Annotated in this window: 9 protein-coding genes; 3 read left to right on the top strand and 6 right to left on the bottom strand. The window is 40.6% G+C overall.

The window, feature by feature from the left end:
• The first annotated feature begins 58 nt into the window (after positions 1–58).
• Positions 59–2053 carry a bifunctional UDP-sugar hydrolase/5'-nucleotidase gene (locus AKG98_RS04215; protein ID WP_067041842.1) on the top strand — a complete coding sequence of 665 codons (1995 nt, stop codon included), beginning with the start codon at positions 59–61 and terminating at the stop codon, positions 2051–2053.
• Positions 2054–2156: 103 nt separating this feature from the next.
• Here AKG98_RS04215 and AKG98_RS04210 read toward each other — a convergent pair whose 3' ends face one another.
• Positions 2157–3254, bottom strand: coding sequence for an alkene reductase (locus tag AKG98_RS04210; RefSeq protein ID WP_067042033.1), 1098 nt, complete (start codon positions 3252–3254; stop codon positions 2157–2159).
• A 192-nt stretch (positions 3255–3446) separates the two neighbouring features.
• Between AKG98_RS04210 and AKG98_RS04205 the strand changes: the two genes are divergently transcribed.
• Positions 3447–4364, top strand: a complete 918-nt coding sequence (locus tag AKG98_RS04205) for a LysR family transcriptional regulator (protein ID WP_067041838.1) — start codon at positions 3447–3449, stop codon at positions 4362–4364.
• A 48-nt stretch (positions 4365–4412) separates the two neighbouring features.
• On the opposite strand, the gene AKG98_RS04200 is transcribed toward AKG98_RS04205, so the two are convergent.
• The 5 genes from AKG98_RS04200 to AKG98_RS04180 all read right to left on the bottom strand — a co-directional run bounded on the left by AKG98_RS04200 (position 4413) and on the right by AKG98_RS04180 (position 10289).
• Positions 4413–5396 (bottom strand): MDR family oxidoreductase, encoded by a 984-nt coding sequence (locus AKG98_RS04200; protein ID WP_067041836.1) that lies wholly within the window; start codon positions 5394–5396, stop codon positions 4413–4415.
• A gap of 120 nt (positions 5397–5516) precedes the next feature.
• Positions 5517–6152 (bottom strand): TetR/AcrR family transcriptional regulator, encoded by a 636-nt coding sequence (locus AKG98_RS04195; protein ID WP_067041833.1) that lies wholly within the window; start codon positions 6150–6152, stop codon positions 5517–5519.
• A gap of 155 nt (positions 6153–6307) precedes the next feature.
• On the bottom strand, positions 6308–7591 hold the full coding sequence (locus AKG98_RS04190) for an outer membrane protein transport protein (RefSeq protein ID WP_067041830.1): 1284 nt from the start codon (positions 7589–7591) through the stop codon (positions 6308–6310).
• A gap of 578 nt (positions 7592–8169) precedes the next feature.
• The gene (locus tag AKG98_RS04185; RefSeq protein ID WP_067041827.1) at positions 8170–9435 is read right to left on the bottom strand and encodes an OmpP1/FadL family transporter; all 1266 of its coding nucleotides are present in this window, start codon (positions 9433–9435) and stop codon (positions 8170–8172) included.
• Between the two features lie 506 nt (positions 9436–9941).
• Positions 9942–10289, bottom strand: coding sequence for a hypothetical protein (locus AKG98_RS04180; protein ID WP_067041824.1), 348 nt, complete (start codon positions 10287–10289; stop codon positions 9942–9944).
• Positions 10290–10613: 324 nt separating this feature from the next.
• On the opposite strand from AKG98_RS04180, the gene AKG98_RS04175 reads away from it, so the two are divergent.
• The gene (locus AKG98_RS04175) at positions 10614–11909 is read left to right on the top strand and encodes an NAD(P)/FAD-dependent oxidoreductase (protein WP_067041821.1); all 1296 of its coding nucleotides are present in this window, start codon (positions 10614–10616) and stop codon (positions 11907–11909) included.
• The last annotated feature ends 43 nt before the right edge of the window (positions 11910–11952 follow it).

Raw genomic sequence — 11952 nt, 5'->3', positions numbered from 1 at the left:
GGCTTAGTTGTTATGATTCAATTCACTTAATCTGAGTCCCTGACCGTAAAGGAATATCATGACGTTTTCAAAACCGTTTACCGCACGTTTGACTACTGTTTCAGTCGCGTTATTATTAGCGGGTTGCGCGCAAACTTCACAACCTGACGACGTATTTAATCTCACCGTTGCGCATATCAATGATACCCATTCAAACTTCGATCCTGTTAAGTCGAGTTTCACCGCGAATGGCGACATGGTTTATAACGAATTTGGTGGCTACCCACGTTTAAAAACCATGTCTGATGCTTACAAATTACAAGCGCAACAGAATAATGACAGCTTTTTATTCTTACACGGCGGTGATGCCTGGCAGGGTAGTGCATACTTCAAGTTAAATGAAGGCGCAATGAATGCAGACATCTTAAGTATGTTTGGTATCGATGCTATGGCACTGGGTAACCATGAATTTGATCTTAACAATGCGAAACTTAATCAATTCATCAGTGACATTAACTTTCCTGTATTAGCGGCAAATGTTGATACCAGTGCGGATGCAGATTTAAAAGACCAAACCAACTTACGTCCTTTCATGGTGTATGCGTTTGACGGTAATAAAAAGACCGCGATGACTGATTTAGATAATCTACCAGCAGATAAAGACCTAGTTGCGGTATTTGGTTTAGCACTGGATAACATGCCAAACATTGCTCCGCATACGGGGGATGTTAAATTCTTAAATATGGTGACATCAGCGCAAGCAACTGTTGATATGTTGAAAGCGAAAGGTGTGAACAATATTATCGCCTTAACGCACATTGGTAATGCGGTAGACGTTGATGTAGCAAGCAAAGTAAATGGTATCGACTTGATAGTGGGTGGTCACTCACATACCTTGCTTGGTGATTTTACTAACCTAGGGCTACACAATAACGGTACGTACGCTCAGATGGTTAAAAACCCGGATAATATGGGTCAAACCTGTGTTGTTCAAGCGGGTGAATATGCCCAAGCAATTGGTCGTGTAAAAGTAAGCTTTAACCAACAAGGTGATATCGTTACCTGTAATGGTCATAACGTATTGCTGAGTAATGATGAGTTCTATTCACAACCATCGCGACAAGCTAACGAGCAGTTTGATACAGCAGCAACACAAGACGTGGTTGAATTTATCGACCAAGCTGAAAATATCACGATCACTGTTGAAGAAGCGGCAATACGTCAACGTATTGATGTGCACTACAAACCAGCTGTTGATAACGCTTACGGTAAAACTATTGCCCAAGTACCAGCAGAATTAAAACATGAACGTCGTCCGGGCGATCGAGGTAGTGACAAACATGGTTCTGATGTCGCGCCTATCTTAGCGGAAGGTCAGTATTTCTGGGCAAATACAGCCGAAGTGCAAAAAGTAACAGGGATGAAAGTTGATTTTTCTTTAATCGGTGCTGGTGGTATTCGTACTAACATTGAAGCGGGTGAGTACCGTGCGGGCAACGTGTCGCTAGAAATGCTGCCATTTTCTAATTTTATGTCTGTAGTACCTGTGTCGGGTAAAGTGATTAAAACATTAATTAATGACACGGTCAGTGCAACACTTGCTGCTGGTTCACACGCGGGTAAATTCCCTTATGGCGGTCACATCCGTTATAGCTACACGGAAACCGTGGCGAACAAAGCGGGTAACGTTGATTTTGTGGAAGTGATGAGTGGCACAACTGATGCGCCTTTATGGACTGCGATTGAAGATAACAAAATCTACAACGTGGCGTTAAATAACTACAACGCGACAGGTAATGACGGGTGGACTCCGTTTTATGAAGCACAAAAGAACAGCTCTAAACGTGTTGATCTTGCTTACATTGATGGCAAGCTAACGGGCTTTAAAGTGAAAAATATCGCGAAAGTGGGTAAGAAATACAAAGTAAATTACCAAGGCGAAGCGCCAAACTGTAAAGCGGCAAACACAGTATGTAATACCGATGCACAAGCGGTCATTGATTACATCAGTAGTGAACGTAATACACTAACGCCACTTAACTATGAAGTTGTGACGTTTAATCGCGCACAGTAGTGTACTAATAGCGATTGTTTAAGAAAACTTGAATTGTCGTTTAGATAAATCGAATCCTCAGCCTTATTGACGAGACTGAGGATTTTTATCTTCAATGGAGAAATTAACGAGCATCGAGAGTTGGATAATCAGTGTAACCAAGTTTGTTACCACCAAACAGCGTAGCGCCATCCAAGTCAGCGAGTTCATTATTGTTCTTTAAACGTGAAACCAAGTCTGGGTTTGACACGAATGGACGACCGAAGGCGACTAGGTCAGCGTAACCTTTGTTTAGTACTTCATCTGCGCGCTCTTGCGTGTAGCTACCTGCGACAATGATGGTGTTAGTGAAGATTTGTCGCAACTCAATACGGAAGCTTTCAGGGATCACGGGTGCATCATCCCAATCCGCTTCTGATAAGTGCATGTAAGCGATATCACGAGCTTGTAGTGCTTTCGATGCATCAAGGATTGTTGGGACGATATCTGGGCAATCCATATCTTTAAAGGTGATGAATGGGGCAAGGCGAACACCCACTTTATCAGCACCGACTTTTTCAATGACAGCATCAACAACTTCAAGCAGGAAGCGGAGGCGGTTCTCACGCGTGCCGCCATAGTTATCAGTACGCTTGTTGGAGTTTGTACGAAGGAACTGGTCGATAAGGTAGCCATTACCACCGTGGATCTCAACCCCATCAAAACCCGCTTCTATTGCGCGTTTTGCAGCGTAAGCAAAATCGTTAATCACGCGATCTATATCTGCTTGATTCATCGTCCGAGGTTGAATGCAATCAACCATATTGCCGTTACCTTGGTCATCCGAAATCCAAACTTTAGTTTCGACTGGCGCTAGCGCTGAAGGTGCGATAGGTAGTTCATCTTTCTGGAATGTTGGGTGAGAAACGCGACCCACATGCCACAGCTGGCAAAACATAGCGGCACCTTGGTCATGTGCAGCTTTAGTGATTGGTTGCCAGCCTTTCACTTGTTCGTCGGTGTAAACCCCCGGAGTGAATGAATAACCCTGAGAGTCATCTGAAATTTGAGTCGCTTCAGAAATGATTAAGCCAGCTGTCGCCCGTTGCTTGTAATATGTTGCCATCATTTCATTTGGTATGTTACCTGGTTGACTTGTGCGAGCGCGGGTCATTGGCGCCATTACTATTCGGTTTTGTAAATCCAAATTTTGGAGATTTGTTTTCTGGAATAATTTACTCATCGGTGTTTTCATGATTATTTCCTTGGGAAGTCCATAATGATTTCGGCGAGTTGAGTTAGGCGTTAATTTATTTTGTGAACTCTATCGACGGTTTGTTTCTGTTGATGTGGCTATTATATTCTTTAGCTTTAATTTGATAATGGAGTAAAATGTAAAATCATTATTCGGATAAACTAAACAATAGGGGGAGAGGTGGATAAATTTTCTGATATGGCTATGTTCGTGAGTATTGTGAAGCACCATGGACTTGCAGCAGCTGGTCGTGACCTCGGCCTTTCTCCTGCTACAATGACAACAAGACTTCAGGCCCTTGAAGAAAGGTATGGTGTAAAGCTACTTAATCGGAGCACAAGGCATGTGTCACTGACGGACTCTGGAGAGCTTTACCACAAAGCCTGTATTGAGATATTGGATAATGTGAGTGAAACTGAGAACCTTATCCTGAATGGTGTAAAAGAAGTGAAAGGTTCACTAAAAATATCTGCACCAAAGGACATAGGTAAACAATACATTCTGCCTATATTGTCTGAGTTCTGTAAGCTGTATCCAGATGTGGTGCCGTACTTATATTTGAACGATGATATTTCTAATATTGCTGAATCGGGTATCGATATTGTCATTCGGTATGGGGAGCTGGCTGATAGCAGTTTGATATCACGACGACTATCATCCAGCCAACGCGTGCTATGTGCATCACCAGAATATCTCGCAAAGCATGGCACACCACTCACACCACAGGACTTGGTTAATCATGATTGTCTCGCCATGATCCGCAGTCATGAGGAACTTAAAACATGGCACTTTCAAGATCAAGACAAGAAGAATGCGATCACTGTTATACCTAAGCGATTTTCAGATGATGGTGAAGTCATTCGATATTGGGCATTAGAGGGGGCAGGGATAGCGCTTAAATCTGTTTTAGATGTGCAAGATGATATTCATCATTCACGCCTTGTTACCGTGCTTAACGACTATATGATGAATTTCAATGCATCGACCTCTGCATCAAGTGCAGACTTAAATGTGGTGTATATCAGTAAGCAGTACCAACCGAAACGAATCCGACTATTCTTGGATTTTCTTTTTGATAAATTCAATTGCATGGCTTAAGAGCAGTAGGTAAGTCCCTACTGCTATATGATGTTAAATCAGTAATAATTATTTCTGTAAATTAACCAGTACACGACCGCGTACTTTACCCGCCATCAGATCATGTGCTGTTGCTACAGCGTCATCTAAGCTGATTTCAGTGCCGATAGACGTAAAGTCACTGTCTGTTAATAATTCAGCTAAACGCGACCATGCTTCTTCTCTGTCTGCAAGCGGGCGCATGACACTGTCGATCCCCGCTAACGTAATACCGCGCAAAATAAAGGGTGCTACGCTTGCTGGGAAATCCATGCCTTGCGCTAAACCACAGGCTGTCACAACACCACCGTATTTAAGACCCGCACATACGTTGGTAAGTGTATGGCTACCAACAGAGTCTATCGCCGCTGCCCAACGTTCTTTTACCATTGGACGACCTGGTTCTGACAGTGTTTTACGATCAATGATCTCAGCGGCACCTAATTTTTTTAGGTAATCGATTTCTTCAGGACGACCTGTCGATGCAATTACACGATAACCCAGTTTCGCTAATAAGGTGATCGCAAAGCTACCAACACCGCCATTTGCACCTGTTACTAAAACATCGCCTTTTTCGGGTGTAATACCGTGGCGCTCTAACGCAATAACAGATAACATGGCTGTATAACCTGCTGTACCGATCGCCATTGCTTGCTTTGCTGATAGCCCTGCGGGCAGTTTGATTAACCAATCGCTATTGAGACGGGCTTTTTCGGCAAGGCCACCCCAATGCTTTTCGCCCACACCGAAACCATTCAGTAATACTTGATCGCCAGCTTGGAATTTGTCGCTATCGCTTTGGGTTACAGTACCCACTAAATCGATACCCGGTACCATCGGGAAACTACGTACGACAGGGCCTTTACCTGTGATTGCCAAGCCGTCTTTAAAGTTAAGTGTGCTGTAAGCCACATCAATACTCACATCACCTTCAGGCAGCTGTGATTCATCAATTGATTGTACTGACGCTGTGTATTGGTCGTCATTTTTTTCGATTAAGATGCCTTTAAACATGGTCTACTCCGAATATAGACTGGTCGTCTATTTAAATGTAAAAAATTTTTAATAACATTGAAATTGAATTGGAAATTAATGCCTTGATCGTTATTTTAGAATAAGGCTCATATGATTATTTTAGCTGGTGGCTATACTGGCAATAAACGACGCGATATATAAATCCAACGGCTGCACTGACTGTACAAGTCGAGCACGCATTACAGCACCTTCCCAACCAATCCAGAAGTATTCAGCTTGCTGTCCGCAATTAACATCATTTTTGATATCACCCTGCAGTAGTGCAGTCTCTAAACACGCTTGCATCTTGGTTTGCCAAACAGCAAAGATATTTTGTAGAACAAGGCGGTAACTGTCAGGTAAAGTAGCCACTTCTTGGCCTAAATTTCCGACGAGACAACCGCGTTTAAATTCAAACTTAACAATGCCTTGTTTGGCTTCATCTGCGAATTTAACAATACGTTGTAATGGTGCTAGTGATTCATCAAGTAGGCATTTATCAAGTTTCGCTGCGAAGTAGTTGGCGTAGTTATCAATCACCGCCTGACCAAAATCTTCCTTACTCTTAAAGTAATGGTAAAAAGATCCTTTCGGTACACCGACTTTTTTTAAGATGCCATCGATACCGGCAGCAGCAAAGCCACTTTCCGTTAATACTTCGACACCACTGCGAATTAACAGGGCGCGGGTATCACTGTTTTCACGGGTCACTTTTGGTGGCCGACCTCGACGAGGTTTGGGCTGATTACTTGTCATATTTTTCATAATGCAGATTATAGACCGACCGTCTAGTTAATTGCAATGAGCAAATATCAGAAAGATCCTTAAACAGGATCTTTATTGATTTTGCTCAGAAAGCAAAAAAGACAGCCGAAGCTGTCTTTTTAATGCAAAGATGAATTAAGCTCGGATTAGAAGCTGTAGTTCATTTGTGCTGAGTAGATGTAAGCGTCGCCACTTGATTTGAATGTACCTGAAACTCCAGTTGTTAGTTCTTCTTTAAATTCGATCTCTTTACCTGCAACTAAAGCTGCAGCAAAGTCAAATGACAACGCTGGTGTTGCTTTATAAGTCATACCTGCAGTGTACCATTGACGATCTGTGTCTGGAATACTTAATGTAGCTTCACCACCTTGTTCATCAAATGCATAACCCGCACGTAATGTTACCACTTCTGAAAGGTAGTATTCACCACCAACTGAATAACGGCTTGAGTTACTATAGTCTTCTTTTTTCTCTAGGCAAACTCCAGGAGTCGAGCCTGGAAGTGGTATTTTACCACATTCAGAGCCTTCAGCTACAATGTCTCCAAAGTCTGACCAAGTGGTGTACATCCAGCTATATGATACAGCGAACTTGTCTGTTAATTTGTGGTAACCAGAAACTTCTAAAATTGAAGGTAAGTCGATATCTAGCGTGCCATCAACTGTTTTTTGATCTAATAACGGTGAACCGCTTAGCAACGTTGATGATGCGATACCTGTGTAATCACCTTTTAATTCTGTTTTAACTTTTGATTTGTAGCTGATGCCTAAACGATTATTTTTGTTAATTTCATATAATGCACCAACATTCCAGCCAAAGCCGTAACCATCACCTTCCATCGTGGCAACATTCATAGTTGGATCATTGATTTTACCAGCACTTAATGCTGGAGCTAACGCTCCTGCGTTACGTTTTAACTCTGCACTTGCATAAACAAAGCTAACGCCAGCACCTACACTAAATTGTTCATTGATACGGTAAGAAACATTCGGGTTGAAGTTTACTGTCGCAATACTTGTGGTGCCTGCTACTGCTCCTGCTGCATAATTATTTGGATATTCAGTACCCGTTCCATAATTAGAATAAATAGCTAAACCTACAGCAACTTTATCGTTAATTGGTTGGATGTAGTACATAGCCGGAACGACTTGAGCTGGCGCTATATCATCAGCCTTACCGAATGTACTACTTTCAGCATCAACATCTGGCGATACATAAGAAGCTACAACAGATAGTTGTGCTTTATCAAAAGTTGCCATCAACGCAGGGTTACGTGCAAGTGATGCTGCATTATCGCCGATTGCTGCTTCACCAGCGAATGCGCGGCCTAGACCTGACGCTGAATGTTCACTTACTTGGAAACCTGCGGCATTTACTTGGCTTGCTGCAAGTAATGCTGTAACTGCTAGAGCAACTTTATTAATTCTCATGTAAACCACCATATAAAATTAGAAATTATGAATGGATATGTCAGTTCAGATAAAATGAACTTTTTAAATATCCTTAAAACTTGTATTGAAATCTAATTCTTTCGTATTAGATCGTAAAGGTATTTTTATCGAGTTTTATGACGACCTGTCCATTTATCTAATACTTTCAGTGGGTAACAATGGCGTAACAAATATAGCCATTTATTTACATTTATTAATTAAGTACATGTTATTTAAGGTTAAATGTTGTTATGTTAAATATTAAATAATAATCAAATAAAACTCCTCCGATCTGTTTGCAAATATGTAAAATATTACTATGAGACTTTGAATTACGTAGAGCTAAGACTCTATAAAATAGCGTTTTTTTTAGTCGTTATAACAAAATAGTATACATTTAGAGGTATCTATATTGTTTATTATGGTTTTTTGTACTTTATATTTTATGAATTGTATCTTTATTTGAAGGTGTAACGCGTTCTAGATAGGCGTTTGATATTTTATTTGGCTGGATCGATAAATGAATATGCCATCCAATAAGATGGATAGCATTTGAATATAGTTTGAATCTGGAAGTATTAGAAGCTGTAGTTTAACTGTGCAGAGTACAACCAAGCATCACCACTCGAGGTAAATGTTTTGGTTTTATTACGGTTAGTTGTTATGCCGGGGATCTCTTCTTCGAATGTAACGGTTTTACCTGTAATGAAGGCCGCTGCTAGGTCAAAAGATAGAGATTTAGTCGCTTTATATGTCATCCCCGTTGTATACCACTGACGATCTGAATCTGGAATTCCTAATGTTGAGTCAGCAGCCTGCTCGTCATATGCGTAGCCTGCGCGCAATGTTAGGTTTTTAGCTGGATAATATTCAGTGCCGATTGCATAACGACTTGAGTTATTGAAGTTTGTATCTTTCCTTAATACTTCTACGCCTTCTAAATCGTGAGCAACGATATCGCCAAAGTCAGACCAAGTTGTGTATTGCCAGCTATAGGATACGGCAAATTCATTTGTTAGTTTATGATAGCCAGATAGCTCTAAAATTGAAGGGAGTGTATTGTCCATAGTGCCATCAATATCATTAACCATACCTCCGTTTGTTGCATGGATACCAGAAAAAGTACCTTCTAGTTCCATTTCCGAGCTATGTCTATAGCCAATACCAAAACGATGGTTTTCGTTTACTTCATATAATGCGCCTACATTCCAGCTGAAATTAATACCATCACCTTCCATGTCGGCTACATTTGTTTGGGACTGATTTGGTCTTAATGATCGTATGCTTCTTTTCAACTCAGCAGTTGAATAGATAGCACTAATACCAGCACCAATACTAAATTGATCATTGATACGATAAGAGATGTTTGGATTAAATGTTGCGGTCACAATATCTGTGCTACCTGCGGCGGTGTTATTAATATAATTATCAGAGTATTCAGTGCCTGTACCAAAGTTAGAGAACATAGCTAAACCAAACGCCCACTGATCATTAATTGGTTGGACATAATATATCGCAGGTACAATTGCAGATGATACAACATCTGTTGCACTATTTGCTGCAGCAGAGCCTCCTCCTATAGGCAGATAGCTTTCCCTATAGCCTGTGATGTTCACATCGGGCGAGATATATGTGCCAACAACTGATAGTTGGGCACGATCAAAAGTTGCCATTAATGCAGGATTACGTGCTAATGATGCTGCATCGCCACCAATTGCCGCTTCACCGGCAAATGCACGGCCTAACCCTGATGCTGAATGTTCATTAATTTGAAAACCTGCTGCATTCACTTGGCTGGCTGCAAGTAGTGTTGTAACTGCAAAAGCGACTTTATTTATTCTCATGGACCCCACCTATTTTAATTAAAATTAAAACTCTAAATATAATTTCGAATGGATTACAACTGCCTTTATGTAAGGTGCTGAAATCTGATTTGAAATCTAACTCTTTAGTGTTAGTTCGTAAATGTGCGGCCATAATATTCATTATTAAATTTAGTTCGATGTGTGTTTTTATTGTTCTTATAGTGGTAACGGCACTTCAAATTATTGATGTGTAATTATTTATCTATTTGTTATTTATCTATTTTTTTTGTTTTGTTGGTGGTGGGGAGATTAAGTCTGGAGTGTTTGTAAAGGAAGGTAAAAGACAGTAAAGTTTATCTTAAGTATCAAATCGATAGAGTTTTCACTCTGGATTAAGGGTTGTAAAATCGTTGATTAGAAAGCTTTATAGAGAAGTAACTGATTATGTGTAAAGTTATGATATTTATGTATAGGATAATGTTACTTTGTTTTACAGAACTAAAAAGCGGCTGATGCCGCTTTTGGTTTTAGAGGATGTGATGTAGCTACTCTCCAATATTACTTGGTGTGCTTTTCTTCTCTTTTAATTGCTCAGAGAATTGACCAAGTACATTATGCATTTGTTGTAATTTACCTAGGAATGCAGCGATGCCTACGTCAAAACCTTCTTCATTTGTTTTTGGTAATGCTTGCTGATCTTCAACTAACTCTTCCATATAAGGTAAGAATCGGTTTGAATTTGCTTTGAAGCCACTCTCTGCAGCAAAAATCGCGCTAAATTTACCTACTTTACGTTTGCTTAATAACGTTAAAAACTCATCCGCCTCGATAGCAGGGTGGTAAAAGTTTTTTAGCTGTGCAGTTAGCTGTTCATGAAGTTCTTGATTTGTCATTGCGCCGGTATTCTTATCGATAAAAGGGTCGGTATTATATACCTAAGTTACTTCAAGATGCTATATCAGAGACGAGCAGGGATATCAGAACAAAGCGCAATATGTAGATAATGGTTATTTCATTTTCATTTATATTAAATGACGGTACACTCGGTCATTGATATTCTAAATATGATCGAGCTCAATTTTGATGGATTTAGACCTGAAAATCATGCTTTAATACTCGGTCAACGGAATGATTTAGCAAGACTCATATCTGCTTAGTTGTATCAGTTAACGGCTGTGCTGACAGTCGTTAACTGATACATTTATGAGGACTTTAAGATGAAAAAAATTCTTGTTATCGGAGGCGGGGCTGGTGGCCTTGAGCTTGCTACGCAACTGGGTCGTAAATTGGGTAAAAAAGGGAAAGCGAGCATTACGCTGGTGGACCGTAACAAAACCCATTTATGGAAACCGTTATTACATGAAGTGGCGACGGGTTCACTTGATACCGGTATTGATGCGCTTAGTTATGCTGCACATGCGAAGAACCAAGGTTTTGATTTTCAATTAGGTAATTTTTCAGGTTTAGACCGTGACACGAAAACAGTCACAATCGCCCCTTTATATAATGATTGTGATGAATTACTGATTGCTGAACGTACCTTGCAATACGATTACTTAGTACTGGCTATTGGTAGTATGTGTAATGACTTTAATACTAAAGGTGTAAAAGAAAACTGTATTTTCTTGGACAGTCCAGACCAAGCCCATCGTTTCCATAAAGAATTGTTAAATGCATTTTTGCTTCACGGCGCGAATAAAAATAAAGATGCTAAAGTAAACATTGCGATTGTTGGTGCTGGTGCAACTGGTGTTGAACTTTCTGCAGAGTTGTATAATACCGCATCACAATTATCGGCTTATGGTTTTACGAATGTAAACCAAGAGTCGTTAAATGTAACCTTAGTGGAAGCGGGTAAAAGTATTTTACCAGCATTACCAGCACGTATTTCTGCTGCTGCACACCGTGAGCTAACAAAAATTGGTGTCGATGTGCGTACCGAAACCATGGTGACTGAAGCAAATAGCCAAGGTTTGGTAACGAAAGACGGCGAAGCAATCCCTGCGTCATTAATGGTATGGGCTGCGGGTATTAAAGCGCCTGATTTTATAAAAGACATTGCTGGCTTAGAAACGAATCGAATTAACCAGATCGTGGTTAAAGATAGTTTACAAGCAAGTCGTGATGACAGTATTTTTGTGATTGGTGACTTGGCCTCTTGTACTCAAGCTGATGGGTCATTGGTACCACCGCGTGCACAAGCCGCGCACCAAATGGCGACAGTCGCATTTAAAAATATTATGACACTGGTACAGGGTGGTTCGACGTTAAAACCATTTGTGTATCATGATCATGGTTCACTGGTCTCGCTAAGTAGCTTTAGTACTGTGGGTAGCTTAATGGGTAACCTGACTAAAGGCAGTATGATGATTGAAGGTCGTATTGCGAGAATGGTGTATATTTCGTTGTACCGTATGCATCAAATTGCACTACACGGTTATGTTAAAACCGGACTGATGATGTTGGTTGGTAGTTTGAACCGGGTATTACGTCCGACGCTTAAACTGCATTAATCGCGATTAGACTAAGGTTTAGAGAGTGAAAAGGAATGGCCTA

It is taken from the genome of Moritella sp. JT01 (assembly GCF_001574435.1).
Classification (GTDB): Bacteria; Pseudomonadota; Gammaproteobacteria; order Enterobacterales; family Moritellaceae; genus Moritella.
The sequence above is the reverse complement of the archived record's forward strand: the minus strand, read 5'-3'. Positions and strand labels throughout refer to the sequence as shown.

What these genes read in the sequence shown, in the direction of transcription:
- AKG98_RS04190 (WP_067041830.1), bottom strand. Translation starts at nt 7,591, where the DNA reads ATGAGAATTAATAAAGTTGCTCTAGCAGTTACAGCATTACTTGCAGCA.
- AKG98_RS04195 (WP_067041833.1), bottom strand. Translation starts at nt 6,152, where the DNA reads ATGACAAGTAATCAGCCCAAACCTCGTCGAGGTCGGCCACCAAAAGTG.
- AKG98_RS04175 (WP_067041821.1), top strand. Translation starts at nt 10,614, where the DNA reads ATGAAAAAAATTCTTGTTATCGGAGGCGGGGCTGGTGGCCTTGAGCTT.
- AKG98_RS04210 (WP_067042033.1), bottom strand. Translation starts at nt 3,254, where the DNA reads ATGAGTAAATTATTCCAGAAAACAAATCTCCAAAATTTGGATTTACAA.
- AKG98_RS04185 (WP_067041827.1), bottom strand. Translation starts at nt 9,435, where the DNA reads ATGAGAATAAATAAAGTCGCTTTTGCAGTTACAACACTACTTGCAGCC.
- AKG98_RS04215 (WP_067041842.1), top strand. Translation starts at nt 59, where the DNA reads ATGACGTTTTCAAAACCGTTTACCGCACGTTTGACTACTGTTTCAGTC.
- AKG98_RS04200 (WP_067041836.1), bottom strand. Translation starts at nt 5,396, where the DNA reads ATGTTTAAAGGCATCTTAATCGAAAAAAATGACGACCAATACACAGCG.
- AKG98_RS04180 (WP_067041824.1), bottom strand. Translation starts at nt 10,289, where the DNA reads ATGACAAATCAAGAACTTCATGAACAGCTAACTGCACAGCTAAAAAAC.